This window comes from Vogesella sp. EB, assembly GCF_001037925.1.
Lineage (GTDB): Bacteria > Pseudomonadota > Gammaproteobacteria > Burkholderiales > Chromobacteriaceae > Vogesella > Vogesella indigofera.
On the sequence record NZ_LFDT01000015.1, the window covers coordinates 1 to 23,854 of the forward strand.

Sequence of the window (23,854 nt, forward strand, 5' to 3'; positions counted from 1 at the left end):
CTGAGCGCGGCGAGGGCGTGGGCGGCGGCGCTGATGCGCTGCTCGCCGCGCAGCAGGCGCTCGTCGCTGTCGGCCAGCTGGGCGCGTGCCTGCAGCACCTCATCCGGCTGCGCCAGGCCGTGCTTGACGCGCTGTTCGGCGTTTTGCAGCAGGCTGGCGGCCTGCTGCCGGTCTTGCTGCAGCAGCGTCAGGGCCGCCTGCGCGCCGCGCCATTCCAGATAGCTGCCGACCAGCGCGTAGGCCACGCTCTGGCGCGCGTCGCTGGCTTCCAGCTCGGCGGCGCGGGCCTGGCCACGGGCGGCGGCGAGCTGGGCGCGGGTCTTGCCCCAGAAGTCGAAGCGGTAGCTGAAATCGGCGGATACGGTCTGCAGCGTGGTCCACTGGCCGAGCATCGACGGGGGCAGCGCGTCGAACTCCGAGGTGCGCGTGCGGCTGGCGCCGAGGTTGCCGTTGACCTTCAGGCCGTCATTGCTGGCGACGCTGGCAATGACGGCGCGCGCGGCACGCAGGCGGGCGTCGGCGGCGTCCAGCCCCGGATTGCTGCGCAGCGCCTGCGCCAGCAGCTGCTCAAGGCTGGCGTCGTTCAGCGCGCGCCACCAGTCGGCGGCAAAGGGGGTGGCGGCTTCGCTGACCGCCAGCGCGGCCGGGGTCAGTGGCTGGCTCTGCAGCGGGGCCACCGCCGGGGTGGCGCAGCCGGACACGGCCAGCAGTGCCAGCAAGGCGCTGACGGGCAGTAACGTGGTGTTGTAGTTTCTCATTTGATTGTCACCTGCGTGACTACTTGTGTCGAAAAAAACCGCCGGTGGCGGGTGGGGTGGCTGGCGGCAATGCCGTGAGGCTTGCGGCCAACCTTGCTGATTCGGATAGTGGGGGCTGGCGCTCAGCCGCCGAGCTGCTGCATCAGCTTGCGCAGCAGCGCTTCCAGCTGCGTACGCTCCTCGCCGCTGAACACTGCCCACAGCTCGCGCACCTGCTGCCGCTGCTCCGGCATCACCTGCTCGATGAAGGCGAGGCCGCTGTCGGTCAGCTCCAGATAGGTGCGGCGGCGGTCGACGCTGCAGGGCTGGCGCCGGATCAGGCCTCGGTTCACCAGGTCGTCCACCACCCGGGTGGCATTGGTGCGCGAAAACGCCAGCGCATCGGACAGCTCGGACGGCATCAGCCGTTCTTCCGGCCGCGCGTACAGCACCATCAGCGCCATCCAGGTGGTTTCGTTCATGTCGTGCACCGCCAGCGACTGGTTGAAGTAGCCCAGCAGCAGCGGCTGGATGTGCAGCAGCAGACGGGTGAGGGTCACTTCCTCGCGCGGGCTGCCGGGCAGGCGGCGGGCGATGGTGTCGATGGCGTGTTCGGTGGCCGCAAAGCTGTGGCCGCAGGCAGGTGCTTTCATTGGGTAATGATAACGTGCGTTACTATTTATTTCAAGGCGGCGGGCAGGGTGCAGGTTTCTTGATCGGCATCATTCAGCGCGCTGCTGCGCCGCGGCAATACTGTTGGCAACACCCCACCGGAGCCTGATGATGAACCTGACTACCCACCTGAGCGCGGTGCACCGCCACTGCGACGACTCATTTGCCGCGCTGGAGCAGGCGGTGCGCCAGCAGGACTGGGCCGGCGCCGATGCGCTGTGCGCCAGCTTTTGTGAGGAAATGGCGCAGCACTTTGCCGATGAGGAAAACCGGCTGTTCCAGGCGCTGGAAGCGGCCACCGGCATGCGCGGCGGGCCGACCGCGGTGATGCGTTTCGAGCACGAGCAGATGCGCGAGCTGATGGAAGACCTCAATCGTGATCTGCTGCAGCGCGACGCCCGCGGCGTGGCCGCCACCTGTGACACCTTGCTGGTGCTGATGCAGCAGCACAATATGAAGGAGGAGAATATCCTCTACCCGATGTGCGACAGCCGGATTCCGGATGCCGCTACCCTGTTGCAGGAGCTACGCCATGTCACCCCGTGATTTGCGCGGCCTGGTGCCGCCGGAACCGATGGAAATCATCCTCGACGACGTCGACAACGGCAGCAGCGGCCAGCAGCTGACCTATGTGCTGCCACACTTCCCCGGGCCGCTGATCCCGCTGCTGCAGCAGCGCAAGGTCAGCTTTGACAGTGAAATGCTGCCGGACATGAGCGGGGTGGTGCTGAAGCTGGTGCTGCCCTGATGCAGGCCATGCCCAGTTTTGACCGCGCACCGCCGCTTTCGCTGCCGGTGCGTTATTTTTTGGCGGCGGCGTGCTGGCTGCTGCCGCTGGCGGTCAGCCTGCTGCGGACCGACAACGACTATCCGTCGCTGAGCCTGCTGCTGCCGCTGCACCTGCTGGCGCTGGGCGTGCTCGGCAACGCCATGCTGGGTGCCTTGCTGCAGATGGTGGCGGTGGTGTCCGGCGTACCCTGCTTGCGGCCAACGTGGTGGCGGCTGGGGGTGTGGAGCCTGTGGCAGCTGGCTACCGCCAGCCTGTGCTGGGGTTTTTACCAGGCGCTGGCGCCACCGTGGCTGCAGCTGGCCAGCGTGCTGTTTGCGCTGCTGGTCGCCGCGCTGTCGGGCCTGTTGTACGGGCTGTGGCGCAGCCCGGCGGCGGACGGCAGCAGCCGCGGGCTGCGCCTGGCGCTGGGCTTGTTGCTGCTGACCCTGCTGCTGGGCTTGTCGATGCTGGCGGTGCTGGGTTGGGGTCGGCCGTTGCCGTTGCTGAGCCTGCTGCCGCTGCACCGGCTGGCGGCGCAGGGCTGGGTGTTGCTGCTGGTGATGGCGGTGGCGCAGGTGATCGCGCCGATGTTCCTGCTGACGCCGGCCTATCCCGGCTGGTGGCAGCGCCATGGCGCCACGCTGTGGCTGCTGGCCTTGCTGGCCGGCGCGGGCGGTTTGCTGTGGCAGCCGCAGTGGTCGTGGTGGTGGCTGGCGTGGCTGCCGCTGGCACTGTTTGCCGCGCTCAGCCTGCGGCTGCTGCGCGCCAGCCGGCGGCCGCAGGAGTGGCTGCTGCCGTACTGGTGGCTGGCGTTTGCGCTGCTGGCCTTGCTGGCGGTACTGCTGCCGCTGCTGGCGTGGCAGGGCAGCGCGCCGTGGCTGGCGCGCGCGCTGGCGTGGTGTCTGCTCGGCGGCTTTGCGCTGACACTGGTGGTCGGCATGCTGTACCGCATCGTGCCCTTCCTGCTGTGGCTGCACCTGAAGAATGCGGCGCCGCCGCGCCATCGCGTGCCGGCGCTGCACGCCTTCGTGCCGGAATCCGCCGCGCGGCACAGCTGGCGCGCGCTGTTGCTGCTGCAGCCGCTGGCGGCGCTGTGGGTGTGGCAACCGCAGCTGGGCTGGCCGCTGGCGCTGGCACTGCTCGGCCTGCTGTCGCTGCTGCTGTGGCATTTCGCCGCGGCGGCGCGGCTGTACCGCGCCACCCGCCGCGCCTTGCCGTCCTAGAGCCTGTTCGCAATCTCCTGTTCACGATCTGCCGCGACTTGATCTCGATGGTGTGATACGGCGTTGAAAACGGCTGGGCCTGCTCGTTTATCCCAGGATAAACAAGCAGGCCCAGCCGTTTCGTCTTGGTTCGCGTGGGTACGCGAGTTCGTGAACAGGTTCTCAGCCGGCCAGTGCCTGAGCCAGCGTCGCCTGCAGTCTGGCCTGCAGCCGGACCACCTCGCCGATGACCAGCAATGCCGGCGGCTTGACCGCGTGCTGCTGCACACAGGCGCCGAGGCTGGCCAGCTCGCAGCACAGCACCCGCTGCTGCGCGGTGGTGGCGTTCTCGATGATGGCCACTGGCGTGGTGGAGGCGCGGCCGGCGGCCTGCAGCTGGTCGGCGATGTTGGCCGCCTCGCCCAGCCCCATGTACACCACCAGCGTCTCCTCGGCGCCGGTGTGGCTGGTCCACGCCAGCGCGCTCTGTCCCTCGCGGCGATGACCGGTGACGAAGCTGACGCCCTGCGCGTAGTCGCGGTGCGTCAGCGGAATGCCGGCCGCCGCTGCCGCGCCCATCGCCGCGCTGATGCCGGGGATCACCTCGCAGGTGATGCCGGCTGCGGCCAACGTTTCCAGCTCCTCGCCGCCGCGCCCGAACAGGAAGGGGTCGCCGCCTTTCAGCCGCACCACGCGCAGTCCTTGCCGCGCCTTGTCCACGATCAGCTGGTTGATGTCCTGTTGCGGCAGGGTGTGGCGGCTGGCGCGCTTGCCGACGCAGATCTGCTCGGCGCGGCGGTTGACCAGTGCCAGCACCGCGTCGGAAACCAGCAGGTCGTACAGCACCACGTCGGCCTCGCTGAGGCGGCGCAGCGCCTTCAGCGTCAGCAGGTCCGGGTCGCCGGGGCCGGCACCGACCAGGCTGACCTGGCCGTGGCGCAGCGGGTAGGGATGGGGGAAGGAGGCAGGGGCGTTCATTGCTGTTCCAGTCTGGCCGGCGGCCGCTAAGGGGATGACGCCAGTGTAGGAACGGCGGCGGCCGGGAATCGTTGATTCGCATCAATGCTATCGGGATGGGTGGAAACGTACAGTTCGCCCTGACACGCCGGGTTCCCGGTGACGCAAGAAAAGGAGGACGCGATGAGCGCCAGTTTTACCAAATCGACCGCGCGCAACATCTTTTACGGTGGCGCGGTGTTTTTCTTCCTGCTGTTCGTGGCGCTGACACTGGATACGGTGCAGGCGCTGCCCAAGCGCGACAACCGCGCCAACCTGACCGAACAGGTCGCCCGTGGCAAGAAGCTGTGGGAGGTCAACAACTGCATCGGCTGTCACACGCTGCTGGGCGAGGGCGCCTATTTCGCGCCGGAGCTGGGTAACGTCTACCAGCGTCGCGGCCCGGAATTCATCAAGGCCTGGATCAAGGCGCAGCCGACCGGCGCGCCGGGACGTCGCCAGATGCCGAACTTCCATCTCAACGATGCCGAACTCGACGACCTGGTGGCCTTCCTGAAGTACAGCTCGGAAATCAATACCAATAACTGGCCGCCGAATATCGAAGGCTGATGCCTGTCGATCCCGGTAATTCATCATCCAAGGAGAACCAGATGACTTCCTCCGCAATGGCCACCGCGCGCGCTGCCAGCGTCTCGGCGGCGGCCAATGACCCGCTCACCAATGTCCAGCTCAAGTACCGCTCGCAAGCGGTAGCCAAGCCGTACTTTGTCGCCGCGATCGGCCTGTTTGTCGGCCAGATCCTGTTCGGCCTGATCATGGGCCTGCAGTACGTGATCGGCGATTTCCTGTTCCCGGAAATCCCGTTCAACGTGGCACGCATGGTGCACACCAACCTGCTGATCGTGTGGCTGCTGTTCGGCTTCATGGGCGCCGGCTACTTCCTGATTCCGGAAGAATCGGAACGCGAGCTGCACAGCCCGAAACTGGCCATCATCACCTTCTGGGTGTTCCTGGTGGCGGGGGCGCTGACCATCGTCGGCTATCTGGCGGTGCCGTACGCCACGCTGGCCAAGATCACCGGCAACGACTTGTTGCCGACCATGGGGCGCGAGTTCCTGGAACAGCCGACCATTACCAAGATCGGCATCGTGCTGGTGGCGCTGTCCTTCCTGTTCAACCTGAGCATGACCGTGCTCAAGGGCCGCAAGACCAGCATCAGCATGGTGATGATGCTGGGGCTGTGGGGGCTGGCGATTTTCTTCCTGTTCTCGTTCTACAACCCGGACAACCTGGTGCTGGACAAGTACTTCTGGTGGTGGGTGGTGCACCTGTGGGTGGAAGGGGTATGGGAACTGATCATGGGCGCGATGCTGGCCTTCGTGCTGGTGAAAGTGACCGGTATTGACCGCGAAATCATCGAGAAGTGGCTGTACGTGATCATCGCCATGACGCTGATCTCCGGCATCATCGGCACCGGTCACCACTACTTCTGGATCGGCGCGCCGGCGTACTGGCAGGTGTGGGGTTCGGTGTTCTCCGCGCTGGAACCGATTCCGTTCTTCATGATGACGCTGTTCGCCTTCAACGTGGTCAACAAGCGCCGTCGCGAGCATCCGAACAAGGCCGCGGTACTGTGGGCACTGGGCACCGGCGTGATGGCCTTCCTCGGCGCCGGCGTGTGGGGGTTCCTGCACACCCTGGCTCCGGTCAACTACCTGACCCACGGCACGCAGATCACCGCCAGCCACGGCCACATGGCGTTCTACGGCGCCTACGCCATGGTGGTGATGACCATGATTTCCTACACCATGCCGCTGATGCGTGGCCGCGAGGCCAACAGCAATGCCGCGCAAGTGGTGGAGATGTGGTCGTTCTGGCTGATGACGGTGGCGATGGTGTTCATCACCCTGTTCCTGACCGCCGCCGGTATCCTGCAGGTATGGATGCAGCGCATGGGTGATACGCCGCTGTCGTTCATGGCCACCCAGGACAAGATCGCCTTCTTCTACTGGCTGCGTGAACTGGCCGGCGTGGTGTTCTTCATCGGCCTGCTGCTGTACATCGTCAGCTTCTTTGTCCGCGGCAACGAGCGCGCCAGCGCCTGATCCCGCCGCATCCGGCAACACGGGCGCCCCTTGTGGGCGCCTTTTTCACGACGGAGCCTGTCATGAATACAGCCGCCCCCGGCCTTGCCGCCCCGCCGCGCGTCCCCGGCGACCTGGCGATGTGGTTTTTCATCCTCGCCGAGCTGGCGGTATTCGGCATTTTCTTTGCCGTCTACGGCGTGGCACGGCAGCGCGATGCGGTGCTGTTTGCCGCCGGCCAGGCGCAGCTGCTGCTGTGGCCGGCGCTGCTTAACACCCTATTGCTAATCGCCGGCAGCGCCACGGTGGCGGCGGCGGTGCGCGCCTTTGCGGCCAACCTTGTCGCCACCGGACGCCGCTACCTGCTGGCCACGCTGCTGCTGGGCGGCGGTTTTGTGCTGCTCAAGGGCTGGGAGTTCGCCGGCAAGTTCTCCGCCGGCATCACCCTGTCCAGCAGCGATTTCTGGATGTTCTACCTGTCGCTGACCTTCTTCCACTTCCTGCACGTGATCCTCGGCCTGGTGATCGTGGCTGCGGTGTATGTCAACGCCCGCCGCGGCGCCTACGATGCGGCCAACCACGACGGCGTGGAAACCGCCGCCGCCTACTGGCACATGGTTGATCTGGTGTGGGTGGTGCTGTTCGCACTGGTGTACGTGGCGCACTGACGCCCAGCGGCGCACGTCCTTCCGCGATCACGGCGCGGGGTGCATACTCGGTGCTTGCCGTTTGTCACCGCCGACCCGCCGCCCGCCATGACTGTTGCCGCCGCTTCCGCCACTACCGATACCCCGCCGCTACAACTGGCCGGGGTGCCGGAGGTGTTCGAGCACACTACCGACCGTGCCGAATTCTGCCTGCCGGCGCCGGGGGTGGAGCTATACCGCGCCCATATCGTGCGCCACGCCTTCGAGCCGCATACCCACCAGGCGTTCGGGCTGGGCGCGATCGAGGCCGGGGTGGAGCGCTTTCGTTACGGCGGTGGCGAGCATCTGGCGCCGCCCGGTTCCATCGTGCTGATGAACCCGGACGAGCTGCACACCGGCCGCGCCGAGACCGCGCACGGCTGGCGCTACCGCATGCTGTATCTCGATCCGGCGGTGCTGGCGCGGGTCAGCGGCGAGGACGGCTGGTGGTTCGACGAGGCGGTGCGCCACGATGTCGCCAGCGCGCAGCGCGTCAGCCAGCTGCTGGCCGCGCTGTGGCAGGCGCACGAGCCGCTGGCCTTCGACAGCCTGCTGTTCCGGCTGCTGGCCGAGTTCCGCCGCCATGCGCGGGTGCCGCAGCCTGCGCCTGCCGAGGCGGCGCACCGTTTCGCGCCGGTGCTGGACTACCTGCGCGCCAACCTCGCCGAAAAACTGACGCTGCCGCAGCTGGCGGCGGTGGCCGGCCTCAGTCCCTTCCATTTCCTGCGCCGTTTCCAGGCGCAATACCACGTCACACCGCAGCAGATGCTGATGGCGCTGCGCCTGTTCGAGGCCAAGCAGCTGCTGGCCGCCGGCGTCGCGCCGGCGCAGGTGGCCGCTGCCACCGGGCTGGCCGACCAGGCGCACCTGACGCGCGCCTTCGTGCGCCGCTACGGCGTGACCCCGGCGCGCTACCAGAAACAGGTGCGCGTCTAGGACGCGATGCCAGGCGCGGCGGCGGCTTGATCGCCATCGGGCGCTGCAGCACGGGCAACACTTCGGCCTGCCGGTTCATTTCTGGAGGCACTATTTAAGAAATAGTGGGATGTTCAAGTCAACTCATTGATTTCTTATGATTTATATGAGGGGCATGTCTTGAAAGGCAAGAATGGGGTTTTCACATGACGCCAAGGGAACTGAAAGATGAAAGGAACTCTCTCCACCCGAATCCAGCCTCGCAAGGCTGCGGACATTGCCCCTGTGCTGGCAAGCAAGATCGTCCCCGATGCCGTGCTGATTTCCGATTCCGCGAAGACATACCGCAATGTGGTCAAGAGCCTCAATGTGAGCTTGATATAGGTTCCCCAGAATGCCAAGCACAAGTCGCAAGGGATGGTTCACATCAATAACGCGAACACCTATTGCAGTCGTCTGGACAACTGGATGGACAGGTTCCGCGGCGTGGCGACCAAGAACATCCCGAACTATCTGGTGTGGCACCGCATCACCGACCGCGAGGGCAAGGAACTTTCTGCCAGACGGTTTCTGGCCGCAGGCATCGGCTGATTTAGCTTTCCTTGGGGTCGTTTGTCGGGAAGTTTCTTTGATGCCATGCTCCTATCTGCTTGGCCCCTGTGTTGAGCAAGAGCCAGAGCGACAGCGGCGTGGCGACGAATATGCAAGGAATCATCAGGAAGAAGCCGTACCCGACCAGCGGCGTCAAATCAGTCCCGCCAGTTAGGCACGCGTGGATGTTCTTCATCCCGCCTTGGCATCCGAAGAAGTCGTAGGCGACAATCCCTAGCTTCCACCCCGCCCAAGTGTAGGCGACGGGCAGGGCTGAGAGCAGGTATCTGCTCCGCCAAGCCATCCTGCCTTCGTATCTCGACAGTAGTATCGGCGGGGCGAACAGTGCAGCACCAAGAAAGGCAAGTAGCAGAAAATTCATCATAGCGGGTGCTATGCTCTCACACCGCCCACTTAATGACAAAAGTGTTATTGCCGATACCATCACACTGTTTCTCAAATATTGCCTTTCTGCATTAACGCCTCCGCCGCCGCCGCTTTGCCTGGCCTCGCGTGAGTGTGCGCGCGCTTGAGCCGCGGCCAACGCCGCGCGCCGGTTTTGTGGCGCCAGGGTTGGCCGCAATCTGGTACAAGACACCGCCGGCGCCGCGGGCTACCGTGCGTTTATTTGGCGGAGGGCAGGGCGATGGGAACGGGCGTGTTGTATGCACTGGCGGCGGGGCTGATGTGGGGGCTGGTCTTCGTCGGCCCCTTGCTGTTGCCGGAATATCCGGCGGCGCTGCAGTCGGTGGGGCGCTACCTCGCCTTCGGCCTGATCGCACTGCCGCTGGCGTGGCTGGACCGGGTACGGCTGCGCGAGCTGACGCGTGACGACTGGCTGGAGGCGCTGAAACTGGCCGCCATCGGCAACCTGCTGTACTACCTGTGTCTGGCCAGCGCCATCCAGCGCGCCGGCGCGCCGTTGCCGACCATGATCATCGGCACGCTGCCGGTGGTGATCGCGGTGAGCGCCAACCTGCGCGACCAGCGCCGCGACGGCCGCCTGCCGTGGCGGCAGCTGTGGCCGTCGCTGCTGCTGATCGGCGTCGGCATCGGCTGCGTCAACAGTGTCGAGCTGGTGGCGCTGCAGCGCGAGGAGGGCGGTGATCTCGGCCGCTACCTCAGCGGCGCGCTGCTGGCGACGGTGGCGGTGGCGTGCTGGACCTGGTATCCGCTGCGCAACGCCGACTGGCTGCGCCATCATCCCGGCCGCAGTCCGCGTAGCTGGGCCACCGCGCAAGGCGTGGCGACGCTGCCGCTGGCGCTGCTCGGCTACGCACTGCTGTGGGGCGGCATGGCCGTCGCCGACAGCCCGTTTTCGATGCCGTTCGGGCCGCGGCCGCTGTTCTTTCTCGGCCTGATGGCGGTGATCGGCCTGTTCGCCTCGTGGCTGGGCACGCTGTGCTGGAACGAGGCCAGCCAGCGGCTGCCGACGGCGCTGGCCGGGCAGCTGATCGTGTTCGAGACGCTGGCGGCGCTGGGCTATGCCTTCCTGCTGCGCGGCGAGTGGCCGGCACCGCTGACCCTGCTCGGCATCGCCCTGCTGGTCGCCGGCGTGCTGTCGGCGCTGCGCGTCAGGCCGCAAGCGGTGGCCACCGCCGCCCACGCCGGCTGAGGCGTATTGCCCGCCGCCGCGCAGGGGCGGGGTTTCCTTATTTGTCATCAAGGTTGGCCGCAGCGACGTTGCGGCATGATGCAGCCATGAACTCCTCCCGCATCTCCCCACCGGTGTGGCCGGTCTGGCTGTGGCTGTCGTCGCTGACCCTGCTGCTGGCGCTGCTGAGCGAATGGCACGGCAGCACGCTGCTGGCGACGCTGGCGCTGGGCGGTGCCTGGCTCAAGGGCGTCGCCATCGTCGAGTCGCTGATGGCGCTGCGCCATGCGCCGCTGTGGCTGCGCGGCATCGTCCACGGCTGGCTGCTGCTGGTGTGCGGGGGGCTGCTGATCAGCTTCGCCTAGGAACCCACCCCCATGAATGCACCCGTCCATGCCAAGCTGGCAAGCCAGCTTCCGTTCTACCAGCCGGTAGCCGATGAATGCACCGTTTTTGAGACCGCCTGGCGCCAGCAGTTGCCGGTGCTGATCAAGGGCCCCACCGGCTGCGGCAAGACCCGCTTCGTCGCGCACATGGCGGCCAAGCTGGGCCTGCCGCTGTTCACCGTGTCCTGCCACGACGACCTGTCCGCCGCCGACCTGGTCGGCCGCCACCTGATCGCCGGCGGCGATACCCGCTGGTGCGACGGCCCGCTCACCCGCGCGGTGCGCGAAGGCGGCATCTGCTATCTCGACGAAGTGGTGGAGGCGCGCAAGGACACCACCGTGGTGCTGCACCCGCTCACCGACGACCGCCGCATCCTGCCGATCGAGCGCACCGGCGAAGAATTGCAGGCACCGCCCGGCTTCATGCTGGTGGTGTCGTACAACCCCGGCTACCAGCACGTGCTGAAGACGCTGAAACCGTCCACCCGCCAGCGCTTTGTGGCGCTGAGCTTCGATTTCCCGCTGCCGGAAGTGGAACGCGCGGTGGTGCAGCACGAGGGCGGGGTGGACGAAAGGTTGGCCGCACAGCTGGTGACGCTGGCCGGCCAGATCCGTCGCCTCACCGGCTACGATCTCGACGAAGCGGTCAGCACCCGCCTGCTGGTGTACTGCGCCAAGCTGATCGCCAGCGGCATGGGTGTGCGCCTGGCCTGCCGTACCGCGCTGGTGGAGCCGCTGTCGGACGAAGCCGATACCCTGGCGGCGCTGATGGCGGTGGTGGATACCCAGTTTGGCCACTGAGCTGGCGGAGGCAGAGCGCAAGCGGGCGATCAGCGCGCACGCACTGTACCTCGCTAACCTGTTGCTGCTGCCTGGCCTCGCCTTTGTCGTGCTGTGGTGGTGGCGCCGCCGCTGGGCCGTGGCCGCCAGCACCGCGCTGCGCCGGCATCTGGACCAGGCCTTCGGCGCGGCATTGTGGAGCGGGGGATTGATCGTGCTGGTCAGCCTGCTGCTGGTGTTGCTGGGCGATCTGCAACAGCCGGCCACCTGGGTGCTGCTGATCCTGTATTTCACTGTGATCCATGCCGCACTGGTATTGCTGGGTGCCTATGCGCTGTCGCGCGCCATGGCAGGCTTGCCCTGCCGTTACCCGCTGCCCGGCCTGTGGCGGCAACCCTGACTTGAAAGACACATGCTATGGAAGACCTTGTTGGCGGCTGGTGGGACAAGCTGATCCGCCGTACCGCCTACCGTGGCTATCCGCAGGCGGCGGTGGCGCTGGCCCAGATCGAGAAACAGGCGCCGCTGTTCTTCCGCGCCATGGGCGGCGACCCGGCGCTGACCCTGCGCACCGCCGTCGGTACCGCCCACGGCGCACGGCGCCGGCTGCTGGAACGCATCGCCGGCACCGGCGAGCAGGTCGAGCTGGCGTGGCGCGACGGCCAGTCGCTGTACCTGCCGGAGAGGATCGACCTGTTTCCCGATGCGGCGCACAACCGCGAACTGTATTTCTGGCTGATGGCGCTGGCGGCACAGCCGCAGCACGGCGACGACGGCGACTGGCTGACGCGCAACCGTCGCGCCACGGCCGCCTGCCTCGCCGCGATGCCCGGCCTCGCCGCGCTGTACCAGCGGCTGGTGACGGCGCTGCTGCCGCTGCGTGACACGCCGCGCGATGCCGCCGCCGCGGCGCAGGAGGTGGCGATCCGCCAGGCACTGCTGCAACCGGAAGCTGCCATTGTGCTGCCGCCGTGCCGCACCCCGCCGCAGCCGGTGCTGCTGTGGTTGCACCCGACGCCACCGACCGCGCCGACCGCCGGCGCCGACGACAAGCAGACGCCGGAGATGGAGGACAGCGACAGCAAGGAAACGAAGAAAAAGCGTCGCTACCGTGCGCGGCGCGACACCGCCGACGAGCGCAAGAACGGCATGCTGCTGGTGTTCCGCGCCGAGAGCATCTTCACCTGGGACGAGTACGTGCGCGTCAACCGTCACACCGACGACGATGACATGGACGACGCCGGCGCCGCCGCCGAGGACATGAACACGCTGACCATCAGCCGCGACAACCGCCGCCGCGCCAGCCGGCTGAAGTTCGACCTTGACCTGCCGGCCGCCGCCTACGACGACACCCCGCTGGGCAGCGGCATCCTGCTGCCGGAATGGGATTACAAGCGGCAACGGCTGGTGGCCGAGCACTGCTGCCTGAAGCCGATGCTGCCGCGCGACGCCACCCCGGCGCCGCTGCCGGACAAGCTGCAACCGCTGGCGCGGCGCCTTCGCCGCCAGTTCCAGGCGCTGTCGCCGGAGCGCACCCGCAAGAGCGGCGAGGCCAGCGGCCCGGACATCGACCTTGATCGCCTGATCCGCTTCCTCGCCGAGAAACGCAGCGGTGTGGCGGTGGCCGAGCCGGCGCTGTACCAGGCGTGGCCGCCGGGCGGGCGCAACATGGCCTGCCTGCTGCTGGCCGACCTGTCGCTGTCAACCGAAAGCTGGCTCGGCGAAGCCGGGCAGGTGATCGGCGTGATCCGCGACAGCCTGCTGCTGTTCGCCGAGGCGCTGTCCGCCTGCGGCGACGCCTTCGGCCTGTACGGCTTTTCCTCGATCCGTCGCGACGAGGTGCGCTACCTGCTGCTGAAGGATTTTGCCGAGCGCTACGACGACACCACCCGCGGCCGCATCCTGGCGCTGCGTCCCGGCTACTACACGCGCATGGGCGCGGCGATTCGCCAGTCCACCCGCATCCTGCTGGAACAGCCGGCGCAGCGCCGCCTGCTGCTGATCGTGTCCGACGGCAAGCCCAACGACCTCGACCACTACGAAGGCCGCTATGGCGTGGAAGACACGCGCCAGGCGGTGCTGGAGGCGAAGCGGGCGGGGCTGATCCCGTTCTGCGTCACCGTGGACAAGGAGGCCGGCGAGTACCTGCCGCACCTGTTCGGCCGCCGCGGCTACAGCGTGGTGCACGACGCGCGGCGCCTGCCGCAGGTCTTGACCAGCCTGTACGCCAGCCTGACCGCCTGACACACCGCCACAAACGGAAAAAGGTTGGCCGCAACGTTGCGGCCAACCTTTTTTGTCGAGGTGCCGGCGTGCGGCTCAGTACAGGTAGACACCGTCCGGCTGCGGTGCCGGCACCGGCACCGGCTGGCGCAGCATGTCGCACACCGCGGACTCGATGCCGTAACACAGCGCGGTCAGCGGCAGGTCGTTGCCTTCCTTGCCGAACGGCTCTTCCAGCTCCTCGCCCAGCACGTCCAGCGCCATATAGGTGTAGGCGATGAACACCGCGATCAACGGCGTCAGCCAGCCGATGCTGGTGGTCAGCCCGATCGGCAGCAGCATGCAGTAGATGGTGACGGTGCGGTTGAGCAGCACGCGGTAGGTGAACGGGATCGGCGTATTGCGGATGCGCTCGCAGCCGCCGACCACGTCGGACAGCGCGTCCAGGTTGCGGTCGACGCTCTGCCACTGCCACTGGTCGATGCTGCCGCTGTGGCGCAGGCTGGCATTGAGGCGGTGCAGGTAGAGCAGGATCAGCCCCGGCTTGCCGGGCGCGTCGGCGATCGCCTGCCATTCCGCCGCCGGCAGCAGCCGCTGCAGGTGGGCGGCGACGTCGTCCTGGCGCAGCTGGCCTTTCAGCGCATAGGCCAGGGCGCAGATGCCGTGCAGCATCTGCCGCGACTCCGGCCGCGCATCGGCGATCGCCAGCAGCTTGCCGGCCAGGGTGCGCGCCACGATCAGCAGCGTGCCCCACAGCTTGCGCGCTTCCCAGAAGCGTTCGTAGCTGACCGAATTGCGGAAGCTGAGGAAGATCGCCAGCGACACCCCCATCAGCGTGAAGATGTAGATGTTCAGCGACGATTGCGCGTGCTGGCTGATCCACCAGTTGGTGGCGAAGGCGGACAGCAGCGAGATGAGGAACACCAGGCACAGCCGGGGCAGGATGCGTGGCAGTACCGAGCCGCGCCAGACGAACAGCAGCTCGAACCAGTTGTGACGGGAGTGGATGATCATGATGGCAAGCGGGGGCGAGGAATAGGCCAGCCCGACATCATAGGCGCTGCCGGCCCGTGGCCACAAGGTGTGGCGCCGCGATTTTTTGTGCGCTGCGGCAATGGCGGCGGGCAACACCTGTTGCGGCAAGTTCACTGCGGCGCAGGGTGGATTCCGATCCGTTGATACGAATCAATGATGCCAATGTCACCGCAGGCGGATGATGCGCGCATGAATTCCCTCATAGCGTGGTGGAGAGCATCATGAAAAGCTTCAGGATAAGTGCACTTGCACAGGGCGTATTACTGGCAACCTTGCCGTTCGCTGCATCGCTGGCGCTGGCGGACGCCGCCGGTAGTCCGGCGGCCCAGTCTCAGCAGGAGATGCACCAGAACATCAACCCCAAGGCGCCGCCGATCACCAAGGTCGAATTCGAGCGCGCCAAGCAGATCTACTTCGAGCGTTGCGCCGGCTGTCACGGCGTGTTGCGCAAGGGTGCCACCGGCAAGCCGCTGACGCCGGACATCACGCTGGGCAAGGGCACCGACTACCTGAAGGTGTTCATCGCCTACGGCAGCCCGGCCGGGATGCCGAACTGGCAGACCTCCGGCGAGATGAGCGAGCAGGACGTGGACCTGATGGCGCGTTACATCCAGCAGGAGCCGCCGACACCGCCGGAATTCTCGCTGGCCGACATCGAGAAGTCGCGCAAGATCTACCTGCCGGTGGAGAAACGCCCGACCAGGAAGATGAACAGCTACAACCTGGAGAACATCTTCTCCGTCACCCTGCGTGACAGCGGCGAAGTGGCGCTGATCGACGGCGACAGCAAGCAGATCATCAACATCATCAAGACCGGCTACGCGGTGCACATCTCGCGGCTGTCCAAGTCCGGCCGCTACCTGTACGTGATCGGCCGTGACGCCCGCCTCAACCTGATCGACCTGTGGCTGCCGAAGCCGGACAACGTCGCCGAGGTCAAGGTCGGCCTCGAGGCGCGCTCGGTGGAGACTTCCAAGTTCAAGGGCTTCGAGGACAAGATCGCCGTCGCCGGCACCTACTGGCCGCCGCAGTTCGTGATCATGGACGGCGACACGCTGAAGCCGCGCAAGGTGGTGTCCACCCGCGGCATGACCGTCGACAACGAGTACCACCCCGAGCCGCGCGTGGCCTCCATCGTCGGTAGCCACTACAAGCCGGAATTCGTGATCAACGCCAAGGAAACCGGCAAGATCATGATGGTCGATTACTCCGACCTCAATAACCTGAAAACCACCACTATCGACTCCGCCAAGTTCCTGCACGACGGCGGCTTCGACAGCAGCGGTCGCTACTTCCTGGTCGCCGCCAACGCCTCCAACAAGATCGCGGTGGTCGACACCAAGGAAGACAAGCTGGCGGCACTGGTCGATGTCGGCAAGATCCCGCACCCGGGCCGCGGCGCCAACTTCGTGCATCCGAAATACGGTCCGGTGTGGAGTACCTCGCACCTGGGCAGCGAGGACGTGACGCTGATCGGTACCGATCCGGTGAAACATCCGCAGTACGCGTGGAAGGCGGTCAGCGTGTTCAAGGGCCAGGGTGGCGGTTCGCTGTTCATCAAGACCCATCCGAAATCGAAGAACCTGTGGGTGGATACCCCGCTGAACCCGGATGCCAAGGTCAGCCAGAGCGTGGCGGTCTACGACATCAACAACCTGGCCAAGGGGCCGCAGGTGATCGACGTGGCCGCCTGCGCCAAGCTCGCGGACGACGGTGCCAAGCGCGTGGTGCAGCCGGAGTACAACAAGGGCGGCGACGAGGTGTGGTTCTCGGTGTGGAGCGCCAAGAACAAGGAATCGGCCATCGTGGTGGTCGATGACAAGACCCGCAGCTGCAAGGCGGTGATCAAGGACAAGCGCCTGATTACCCCGACCGGCAAGTTCAACGTCTACAACACCCAGCACGACGTTTACTAACCCTCAGCGCGGGCCGCGACCCGGCCCGCCACGGAGATCATCATGAAAACATCCCTGCTTACCGCGCTGCTGCTCAGTGGCGGCCTGCTGCTGGCCACCAGCGCCAACGCCTCGCCGGAGCTGGCGAAGAAGTACAACTGTTTCGCCTGTCACGGCATGGACAAGAAAGTGGTCGGCCCGGCGTTCAAGGACATCGGCAGCAAGTACAAGGGCCAGAACATGCAGGCCAAGCTGGAAGAGAAGGTGAAGAAGGGCGGCGCCGGCAGCTTCGGCCCGATCCCGATGTCGCCCAACCCGCAGGTGCCGGATGCCGACATCAAGCTGCTGGTGAAGTGGGTGCTGGCGCAGTAAGCCCGCTTCTTGCCGCACGCCGGCCCGCCCCGGGCCGGCCGCCGCGGCGCGGACTTTGATCGCAGCAGGCGCCGCCTGCTGCCGTGAAAGCCTGACTGGAATCCCGCCATGAAACTGCCTGCCTGTTGCCGTACGCTGACAGCCAAGTGCCTGCTGCTGGGCTGTTGCGCCGCCTTGTTCATCTCCGAAGCCGTCTATGCCGACAACGGCATCGTCGCCCCCGCACCGCAACGCGTCGCCGAGCTGCGCCACCTGCTGCGCGAGGACTGTGGCGCCTGTCACGGGCTGACCCTCAACGGCGGCCTCGGCAGCCCGCTGACCGCCGCCGCGCTGGCCGGCAAACCGGGCGACAGCCTGGTGGCGACGCTGCTCGATGGCCGTCCCGGCAGCGCGATGCCGCCGTGGCGGCCGTTCATGAGCGAGGCCGAGGCACAGTGGCTGATCCGGCAATTGCAGCAGGGGGTGACACCATGAAGGCGATGACAAGGTTGGCCGCAGCGGCGGCTGCCATGCTGCTGCTGGCCGGTTGCGCCACGCCGGCGCTACGCGGCAGTGGCGATCTCGGCGTGGTGATCGAGCGCGCCGCCGGCAGCGTGCAGGTGGTCAGCAACAGCAGCAACACCATGCTGGCGCGCGTTGGCGGGCTGGGCGACCTGTCGCACGCCTCGCTGGTGTACAGCCGCGACGCGCGCTACGTGTACGTGTTCGGCCGCGACGGCGGCATCAGCAAGGTCGACATCCTCGCCGGCAAGCTGGTGGCGCGGGTGCTGCAGGCCGGCAACAGCATCGGCGGCGCCATCTCCAGCGATGGCCGCATCGTGGCGGCGCAGAACTACAGCCCAGGCGGGGTCAAGCTGTTTGATGCCGACACGCTGGCGCTGCTGGCCGACATCCCGGCGCTGGACGACCAGGGCCAGCCGTCCAAGGTGGTCGGCCTGGCCGACCTGCCGGGCAACCGCTTCGCCTTCAGCCTGTTCGAGGCCGGCGAGATCTGGGTGCTGGATGCGGCCACGCCGCGCGCGCCGCAAGTCACCAAATACCGCAACGTTGGCCGCAACCCCTACGACGGCCTCGCCAGCAGTGACGGCCGCTACTACATCGCCGGCCTGTACGGCGACGACGGCCTGGCCCTGCTGGACAACTGGCAGCCGCAGGCCGGGGTGCGCCGCATCCTGCCCGGCTATGGCCAGGGCCGGGACAAGCAGCCGGTGTACAAGATGCCGCACCTGCGCGGCTGGAGCATCGCCGGCGACTACGCCTTCCTGCCGGCGATCGGCCTTCACGAGGTACTGGTGGCGGACAACCGCAGCTGGCAGGAGGCGGCACGGGTACCGGTATACGGCCAGCCGGTATTCGTGATGGCGGAGCCGTCCGGGCGCCGGGTGTGGGTGAACTTTGCCTTTCCGCACAACGACACGGTGCAGGTGATCGACGTGCCGACGATGCAGGTGATCCGGACGCTGAAACCGGGCCGCGCCATCCTGCACATGGAATTCACCGCCCGTGGCGACGCGGTGTGGCTGTCCAGTCGCGACGACGACAAGCTGGTGGTGATCGACACCGCCACCTTCCAGACGCGGCGCGAACTGCCGGCGGCCAACCCTTCCGGCATCTTCTTCAGCTGGCGCGCCGGCCGGATGGGCATGTGATGGGCGCGCCGCGAGAACCTGGCGCGCTCCCCGCGCCGCTGCTGGCGTTGCTGGACCGCTACCAGCGCGACTTTCCGTTGCAGCCGCAGCCATTCCGCCTGCTGGCAGAGCAGGCGGGCATGAGCGAGCACGCCTTGCTGGCGGCGCTGGCACAGGCGCGCGCCGACGGCCTGCTTGGCCGCCTCGGCGCGGTGTTCGCCCCCAATACCGTCGGCGTCAGCACGCTGGCGGCGCTGGCGGTGCCGCCGGTGCAGCGCGACGCCATCGCCGCGCAGATCAGCGCGCTGCCGCAGGTCAACCACAACTACGCGCGCGAGCACCACTACAACCTGTGGTTCGTTCTCACCGCGCCGGATCGCGCCGGCATCGACGCCGCGCTGGCGCAGATCGCCAGCTGCACCGGCTACCCGCCGCTGGACCTGCCGTTGCAGCACGAATACCACATCGATCTCGGTTTCGCGCTGGGGGCGAGCGGTCCGGCGCGGCGGCCAACCCTGAGCCCGGCCGCGCCGCTGCTGGACGACGGCGACCGTCGCCTGATCGCGGCGCTGAACGAGGGCATCGCGCTGCAGCCGCGTCCGTTCGCACTGCTGGCCGAGGCCTGCGGCCTCCTCGAGGACGAGGTGCTGCAGCGGCTGCAACACTGGGTCGCCAGCGGCGTCATCCGCCGCTTCGGCATGGTGCTGCGCCACCACGAGCTGGGCTTCCGCGCCAACGCGATGTGCGTGTGGCAGGTGCCGCCGGCGGCGCGCGACGCCATCGGTACGGCGCTGGCCACCGACCCGGCGGTGACGCTGTGCTACGCGCGGCCGCCGCAGGGCGCGCACTGGCCGTACAACCTGTTCTGCATGATCCACGCCCGCGATGCCGCCAGCGCCCACGCCGCCGCGCAAAGGTTGGCCGCAAGCCACGGCCTGGCCGCGCTGCCGCAGGCGGTGCTGATTTCCACCCGCCGCTACACCCAGCGCGGCGCCCGTTACTGACCGGAGTCCTGCCATGAACGCACCACTGCCCCTAGCCGCGCCCGCCGCCGACACCCCGCACGCGGCCGACGTGCCGGATGCGACGCTGGACGCGCTGGACAGCCTGATCATCGATACGCTGCAGGGCGGTTTCCCGCTGCTGCCGCGCCCGTATGCCGCCGTCGCCGACAGCATCGGCCTGGGCGAGGCGGTGCTGTTGAAGCGGCTGCAACGGCTGCTGGCCGGCCGGGTGCTGACCCGTTTCGGTCCGATGTACCAGATCGAGCGCATGGGCGGCGCCTTCGTGCTGGCGGCGCTGGCGGTGCCGGAGGCGCGCTTCGACGCGGTGGCGGCGCAGGTGGGCGCGCTGCCGGCGGTGGCGCACAACTACCGCCGCGAACACCACTTCAACATGTGGTTCGTGCTGGCCACCGCCACCCCCGGCGGCATTGCCGACGCCATCATCGACATCGAGACCGCCACCGGCCTGCGCGTGTACGACTTTCCCAAGCTGCGCGAGTACTACGTCGGCATGCGGTTTACCGTCGGCGGCCAGGCACCGGTCGGCACGCTGCCGGACAGCACACAGGGCAATCACGAGGTAGAGCTGGACGAGCGCGACCGGCAGCTCATCCGCGCCAGCCAGGGCGGGCTGCCGCTGCTGCCGCAGCCGTACCGGGAGCTGGGCGATACGCTGGCGATGACGGAAGACGAAGTCTGCCTGCGGCTGGGGCGCATGCTGCAAAACGGCGTCATCCGCCGCATCGGCGCGGTGCCCAATCACTACGCCATCGGCTACGCCGCCAACGGCATGGCAGTGTTCGATGTCGACGATGCGCAGATCGACGCGCTGGGCGAGCGGGTCGGCGGCCTGCCGTATGTCAGTCACTGCTACCGGCGCCTGCGCCGGCTGCCGCAGTGGCCGTACAGCCTGTTCGCGATGTGCCACGGCAGCAGCCGCGACGAGGTGATGCAGCAGGTGGCCGCCATCCGCCAGTTGCTGGGCGCCGCCTGTCGCGGTCACGAGGTGCTGTTCTCCACCCGCATGCTGAAAAAGAGCGGGCTGCGCATCTGAGTCCGCGCTGCGTGTCGCTGTGCTGCCGGGCATTTTTTTTGCCGGTGGCACTGGCAATTGTCACGGCTATCGCCAACACTGCAGTCAGCGGCAGTACAGATGCATGAATGGTTTGCAGGCACTGCCCGCCAATATCAATTGCCGGTATGCTTGCCGATATGGAAACCAACACCTGCGCGCCGCTGGGCAATTTCATCGACCTGATGCTCGACGCCATCTGCGTGGTCGACGCCGAGGGCCGTTTCGTATTCGTCAGCGCCGCCTGCGAACGCATTTTCGGCTACGCCCCCGAGGAGCTGATCGGCAAGCCGATGATCGATCTGGTGTTGCCGGAAGACCGGCCGCGCACGCTGCAGACGGCCAGCCAGATCATGGCCGGCCAGCCCAAGCCCCACTTCGAGAACCGCTACGTGCGCAAGGACGGGCAGGTGGTGCACATCATGTGGTCGGCGCGCTGGTCGGAGCGCGAACAGGTGCGCGTGGCGGTGGCGCGCGACGTGACCGAGCTGAAACAGGCGGCCGCGCTGCAGGCGGCGCTGTACGCCATTTCCGAGGCGGCGCACGCGGCGGAGGACATGCTGGCACTGTTCCGGCGCATACACCACATCATCGGCGAGCTGCTGCCGGCGCAGAATTTTGCGGTGGCGCTGTATGACGCAGAGCGCGATCAGCTGAGCTTTCCCTACCACGTCGATGTGCAGGAACCGTCACCGGTGGTGCGCAAGCCGGCCGCCGGCACGCTCTGCGCCGAGGTGATCCGCAGCGGCCAGCCGCTGTTGCTGACCCCGGAAACGCTGGCCGACTTCCCGGCGCACCTGCGCCAGATCGTTGGCCGCAAGTCGCTGTGCTGGCTGGGGGTGCCGCTCAATTCCTCCAAGGGCACCATCGGCGCGCTGGTGCTGAAAAGCTACTGCGGTGGCGTGCGCTACGGCGAAAAGGACAAGGAGCTGCTGCAGTTCGTCTCCAACCAGATCGCCACCGCCATCGAGCGTCACCAGCTGCACGCGCGGCTGCAGTACATGGCGCAGTACGACGAGCTGACCGGGCTGCCCAACCGCGGCCTGCTGTTCGACCGCCTGCACACCGCACTGGCGCGGGCGCGGCGCGAGCAGGGGCGGCTGGCGCTGCTGTATCTCGATCTCGACAAGTTCAAGCAGGTCAACGATACCCACGGCCACGCGGTGGGCGACCAGCTGCTGCACGCGGTGGCCAGGCGGCTGCAGCAGTGCGTGCGCGAGGCCGACACCGTGGCGCGCATCGGTGGCGACGAGTTCGTGGTGCTGCTGGAAAGCCTGCAGCAGCCGGAGCACGCGCAGCCGGCCGCCGACAAGCTGCGCGGGGCACTGGACCAGCCGCTGACCATCGACGGCCACAGTCTGCGCATCCTGCCCAGCATCGGCATCGCGCTGTATCCGGAGCACGGCGATACCGCGCAGGCGCTGCTGCGCCACGCCGACGACGCGATGTACCAGGTGAAGAAGGGCGGCGACCAGCGCCTGCTGCCGCAGGACAGCGCCTGGCCTGACGCCGGCGGCCGCGAGCAGCAGCTGGCGTGAGCGTTACGGCGATGCCGCGCCGCGGCTTGAAGCCTGCGCTGGCCGCGCCTGTATGAAGGGTGCGGCGCAGTCCGCCGGCGACACGCCCGCACTGAACGCGCTGAGCGCGCGGCGTTAGCGTCCGGATCACGAGTCCGGCTAGCGTAAACCGCTGCGCCAGACAAAACGTTGGCCGCAAGCACTTGGTGCTTGCGGCCAACGTTTTCATGCAACCCGCTCAGCTGGCGGCGGGTGCCGGCAGCCGCTGACGGCCCCAGCGGTTGACCCACAGCGAGGCCAGGATCACCGTGCCGCCCAGTGCCAGGCGCGGCAGGTCGGCGTCGCGGTTCCAGATCAGCACGTTGACCAGCAGGCCGGCCGGCACGTGCAGCTCGTTCATGATCGCCAGCGTGCCGGCGCTGACGCGGGTGCTGCCCTTCACCCACCAGTACATGCCCAGCGCGGTGGCAAACAGCCCCATGTACACCAGCACCCCCCACTGCATCGCGGTGTGCGGCAGACGTTCCGGGTTGCCGAAGATCAGGTAGGACGGCAGCGCCAGCAACAACGCGCCGAGGAAGAAATGGCCAAAGAAGCGATGCAGCGGCTGCGATACCGGATATTGCTGCAACAGGCGGCGGCACAGCACCTGGCCGGCGGCAAAGGTGGCATTGGCCAACTGCAGCAGCAGGAAGCCGGTCAGGTACTCGCCCTCCAGCGGCTGGAAGCGGATGATGATGCCGCCGCCAACCGCCACCGCGGCCGCCAGCAGCGCCCAGCGGTTGAAGCGGCGCGCCAGCGCGTCGTCGAGCAGGGTGACGTAGATCGGCGTCAGCACTGTGAACAGCAGCACCTCCGGCACGGTCAGCACGCTGAAGCTGCGGTACAGGCACAGGTAGGTGACGCCGAACTGTAGCGCGCCGGCCAGCCAGAAACCGGCCACCAGCCGCGCCGGCAGTCCGCGCCAGACGGTAAACGGCAGGAACACCGCGGCGGCGATCAGCACGCGCAGCAGCACGGCGAAGTCGCTGTCGACCTTGCCGGCCAGGTATTCGCCGATCAGGCTGAAGGAAAACGCCCACAGGACGGTAACGATGATCAGGTGACGCATGGTGTGGCTTTGCAATGTCGGGACGGGGTGGCGATGATAGGCGATGGCGCGCCGCTTGGGAACGGCGGGCGCCAGCGCGTGGCGCGGCAGGCACTACAATGAAGTAAGAACCTGGTCACGATCTGCTGCGACTTGATCTCAGTGGGGGGCGATACGGCGTTGAAAACGCCTTCGGCATGCTGGCTGATGTCCGGATCAACGCCGCTTCCTCAGCCGTTTTCGCCTTGTCTCGCGTGAGCGCGCGAGATCGTGAACACGTTCCACGCGCCGCAGGGCGCGAAACGGTAACGGCCTGTCCGCCGCCATGCGGCAGGGGCGGGTCGCGGAGGGACGCATCATGACATCCTTACGCAAGCAGCGCGGCTGGTATAACGGCGCCTATTTATTCACCGCCATCTTCGTGCTGGTGCTGTTCATGTCGCAGCCGTGGTTGCCGCTGTTGCTGCTGGCGGCGCTGGCCGGCGCCGGCATCGTGATCGGCATCGCGCGCGGCGGCCACTACCTGAAACAGTGGCTGAGCCAGCATAGTCCGGACTGGCATTGGCACCGGCACTGAGCGGCATTGCCGGCCGGACCGGCAAGCCTTGACTGCGGTCAAGGAGCGCGGGCGGGACAAGTCCGACG

The 23,854-nt window shown here is 67.2% G+C and carries 28 protein-coding genes; 22 read left to right on the plus strand and 6 right to left on the minus strand.

What is annotated here, in order from left to right; genetic code table 11:
• Nucleotides 1–758, minus strand: a 758-nt coding sequence (locus ACG97_RS10100; RefSeq protein ID WP_047967236.1) for a TolC family protein, incomplete at its 3' end; no start/stop codon positions are given.
• Between the two features lie 122 nt (nt 759–880).
• Entirely contained in the window at nt 881–1,390 is a 510-nt protein-coding gene (locus ACG97_RS10105) for a MarR family transcriptional regulator (protein ID WP_053068133.1), read from the minus strand.
• Nucleotides 1,391–1,517: 127 nt separating this feature from the next.
• Between ACG97_RS10105 and ACG97_RS10110 the strand changes: the two genes are divergently transcribed.
• The 3 genes from ACG97_RS10110 to ACG97_RS10120 are packed head-to-tail and all read left to right on the plus strand — an operon-like array spanning nt 1,518 to nt 3,401.
• On the plus strand, nt 1,518–1,955 hold the full coding sequence (locus tag ACG97_RS10110) for a hemerythrin domain-containing protein (protein WP_047967237.1): 438 nt from the start codon (nt 1,518–1,520) through the stop codon (nt 1,953–1,955).
• Nucleotides 1,942–2,157: a DUF2249 domain-containing protein gene (locus ACG97_RS10115; RefSeq protein WP_047967238.1), complete on the plus strand. Its 216-nt coding sequence runs from the start codon at nt 1,942–1,944 to the stop codon at nt 2,155–2,157. The genes ACG97_RS10110 and ACG97_RS10115 overlap by 14 nt, the downstream gene beginning before the upstream one ends.
• Nucleotides 2,158–2,165: 8 nt before the next feature.
• On the plus strand, nt 2,166–3,401 hold the full coding sequence (locus ACG97_RS10120) for a hypothetical protein (RefSeq protein ID WP_156168009.1): 1,236 nt from the start codon (nt 2,166–2,168) through the stop codon (nt 3,399–3,401).
• Between the two features lie 162 nt (nt 3,402–3,563).
• Here the strand turns inward: ACG97_RS10120 and cobA are convergent, their stop codons facing one another.
• On the minus strand, nt 3,564–4,358 hold the full coding sequence (gene cobA / locus ACG97_RS10125) for a uroporphyrinogen-III C-methyltransferase (RefSeq protein ID WP_047967240.1): 795 nt from the start codon (nt 4,356–4,358) through the stop codon (nt 3,564–3,566).
• Between the two features lie 162 nt (nt 4,359–4,520).
• Between cobA and ACG97_RS10130 the strand changes: the two genes are divergently transcribed.
• From ACG97_RS10130 to ACG97_RS18165, 6 genes are all read left to right on the plus strand, one after another.
• Nucleotides 4,521–4,946 (plus strand): cytochrome c, encoded by a 426-nt coding sequence (locus tag ACG97_RS10130; protein ID WP_047967298.1) that lies wholly within the window; start codon nt 4,521–4,523, stop codon nt 4,944–4,946.
• Nucleotides 4,947–4,987: 41 nt separating this feature from the next.
• The gene (locus ACG97_RS10135; RefSeq protein WP_156168010.1) at nt 4,988–6,442 is read left to right on the plus strand and encodes a cbb3-type cytochrome c oxidase subunit I; all 1,455 of its coding nucleotides are present in this window, start codon (nt 4,988–4,990) and stop codon (nt 6,440–6,442) included.
• 62 nt (nt 6,443–6,504) lie between these two features.
• Nucleotides 6,505–7,089 (plus strand): cytochrome c oxidase subunit 3, encoded by a 585-nt coding sequence (locus ACG97_RS10140; RefSeq protein WP_047967242.1) that lies wholly within the window; start codon nt 6,505–6,507, stop codon nt 7,087–7,089.
• An 87-nt stretch (nt 7,090–7,176) separates the two neighbouring features.
• Complete coding sequence (locus ACG97_RS10145; protein ID WP_082133718.1) at nt 7,177–8,043, plus strand: AraC family transcriptional regulator; 867 nt, start codon at nt 7,177–7,179, stop codon at nt 8,041–8,043.
• A 207-nt stretch (nt 8,044–8,250) separates the two neighbouring features.
• Nucleotides 8,251–8,406, plus strand: a complete 156-nt coding sequence (locus ACG97_RS17615) for a hypothetical protein (protein WP_156168011.1) — start codon at nt 8,251–8,253, stop codon at nt 8,404–8,406.
• A gap of 84 nt (nt 8,407–8,490) precedes the next feature.
• Nucleotides 8,491–8,613: a hypothetical protein gene (locus ACG97_RS18165; RefSeq protein ID WP_255348032.1), complete on the plus strand. Its 123-nt coding sequence runs from the start codon at nt 8,491–8,493 to the stop codon at nt 8,611–8,613.
• A gap of 1 nt (nt 8,614) precedes the next feature.
• On the opposite strand, the gene ACG97_RS16940 is transcribed toward ACG97_RS18165, so the two are convergent.
• Nucleotides 8,615–8,998, minus strand: coding sequence for a hypothetical protein (locus ACG97_RS16940; protein ID WP_053068135.1), 384 nt, complete (start codon nt 8,996–8,998; stop codon nt 8,615–8,617).
• Nucleotides 8,999–9,259: 261 nt separating this feature from the next.
• Between ACG97_RS16940 and ACG97_RS10155 the strand changes: the two genes are divergently transcribed.
• The 5 genes from ACG97_RS10155 to ACG97_RS10175 all read left to right on the plus strand — a co-directional run bounded on the left by ACG97_RS10155 (nt 9,260) and on the right by ACG97_RS10175 (nt 13,617).
• Nucleotides 9,260–10,228: a DMT family transporter gene (locus tag ACG97_RS10155; RefSeq protein WP_047967243.1), complete on the plus strand. Its 969-nt coding sequence runs from the start codon at nt 9,260–9,262 to the stop codon at nt 10,226–10,228.
• Nucleotides 10,229–10,314: 86 nt separating this feature from the next.
• The gene (locus tag ACG97_RS10160) at nt 10,315–10,572 is read left to right on the plus strand and encodes a hypothetical protein (RefSeq protein ID WP_047967244.1); all 258 of its coding nucleotides are present in this window, start codon (nt 10,315–10,317) and stop codon (nt 10,570–10,572) included.
• A gap of 12 nt (nt 10,573–10,584) precedes the next feature.
• Nucleotides 10,585–11,394, plus strand: a complete 810-nt coding sequence (locus ACG97_RS10165) for a CbbQ/NirQ/NorQ/GpvN family protein (protein ID WP_047967245.1) — start codon at nt 10,585–10,587, stop codon at nt 11,392–11,394.
• Nucleotides 11,384–11,773 carry a hypothetical protein gene (locus ACG97_RS10170; RefSeq protein ID WP_047967246.1) on the plus strand — a complete coding sequence of 130 codons (390 nt, stop codon included), beginning with the start codon at nt 11,384–11,386 and terminating at the stop codon, nt 11,771–11,773. Before ACG97_RS10165 ends, ACG97_RS10170 begins: the two co-directional genes overlap by 11 nt.
• A gap of 17 nt (nt 11,774–11,790) precedes the next feature.
• Complete coding sequence (locus tag ACG97_RS10175) at nt 11,791–13,617, plus strand: nitric oxide reductase activation protein NorD (RefSeq protein WP_047967247.1); 1,827 nt, start codon at nt 11,791–11,793, stop codon at nt 13,615–13,617.
• Nucleotides 13,618–13,692: 75 nt separating this feature from the next.
• Here the strand turns inward: ACG97_RS10175 and ACG97_RS10180 are convergent, their stop codons facing one another.
• The gene (locus ACG97_RS10180) at nt 13,693–14,610 is read right to left on the minus strand and encodes a bestrophin family protein (RefSeq protein WP_047967301.1); all 918 of its coding nucleotides are present in this window, start codon (nt 14,608–14,610) and stop codon (nt 13,693–13,695) included.
• A 242-nt stretch (nt 14,611–14,852) separates the two neighbouring features.
• Here ACG97_RS10180 and ACG97_RS10185 point away from each other — a divergent pair, with 242 nt between their 5' ends.
• The 7 genes from ACG97_RS10185 (at nt 14,853) to ACG97_RS10215 (ending at nt 22,140) form a co-directional block, all read left to right on the plus strand.
• Nucleotides 14,853–16,547: a nitrite reductase gene (locus ACG97_RS10185; protein WP_047967248.1), complete on the plus strand. Its 1,695-nt coding sequence runs from the start codon at nt 14,853–14,855 to the stop codon at nt 16,545–16,547.
• Between the two features lie 42 nt (nt 16,548–16,589).
• Nucleotides 16,590–16,898 (plus strand): c-type cytochrome, encoded by a 309-nt coding sequence (locus ACG97_RS10190; RefSeq protein ID WP_047967249.1) that lies wholly within the window; start codon nt 16,590–16,592, stop codon nt 16,896–16,898.
• A 108-nt stretch (nt 16,899–17,006) separates the two neighbouring features.
• The gene (locus ACG97_RS10195; protein ID WP_082133719.1) at nt 17,007–17,372 is read left to right on the plus strand and encodes a cytochrome c; all 366 of its coding nucleotides are present in this window, start codon (nt 17,007–17,009) and stop codon (nt 17,370–17,372) included.
• The gene (locus ACG97_RS10200; RefSeq protein ID WP_047967250.1) at nt 17,369–18,547 is read left to right on the plus strand and encodes a cytochrome D1 domain-containing protein; all 1,179 of its coding nucleotides are present in this window, start codon (nt 17,369–17,371) and stop codon (nt 18,545–18,547) included. The genes ACG97_RS10195 and ACG97_RS10200 overlap by 4 nt, the downstream gene beginning before the upstream one ends.
• Nucleotides 18,547–19,530 carry an Lrp/AsnC family transcriptional regulator gene (locus ACG97_RS10205; protein WP_047967251.1) on the plus strand — a complete coding sequence of 328 codons (984 nt, stop codon included), beginning with the start codon at nt 18,547–18,549 and terminating at the stop codon, nt 19,528–19,530. Before ACG97_RS10200 ends, ACG97_RS10205 begins: the two co-directional genes overlap by 1 nt.
• A 13-nt stretch (nt 19,531–19,543) precedes the next feature.
• Nucleotides 19,544–20,584: an Lrp/AsnC family transcriptional regulator gene (locus ACG97_RS10210; protein WP_162199007.1), complete on the plus strand. Its 1,041-nt coding sequence runs from the start codon at nt 19,544–19,546 to the stop codon at nt 20,582–20,584.
• Nucleotides 20,585–20,742: 158 nt separating this feature from the next.
• Nucleotides 20,743–22,140: a GGDEF domain-containing protein gene (locus ACG97_RS10215; protein ID WP_047967304.1), complete on the plus strand. Its 1,398-nt coding sequence runs from the start codon at nt 20,743–20,745 to the stop codon at nt 22,138–22,140.
• 217 nt (nt 22,141–22,357) lie between these two features.
• Here the strand turns inward: ACG97_RS10215 and ACG97_RS10220 are convergent, their stop codons facing one another.
• Entirely contained in the window at nt 22,358–23,230 is an 873-nt protein-coding gene (locus ACG97_RS10220) for an EamA family transporter (protein WP_047967252.1), read from the minus strand.
• A gap of 337 nt (nt 23,231–23,567) precedes the next feature.
• Between ACG97_RS10220 and ACG97_RS10225 the strand changes: the two genes are divergently transcribed.
• A complete protein-coding gene (locus ACG97_RS10225) occupies nt 23,568–23,786 on the plus strand; it encodes a hypothetical protein (protein WP_047967253.1) in 219 nt (72 codons plus the stop codon).
• Nucleotides 23,787–23,854 lie beyond the last annotated feature (68 nt).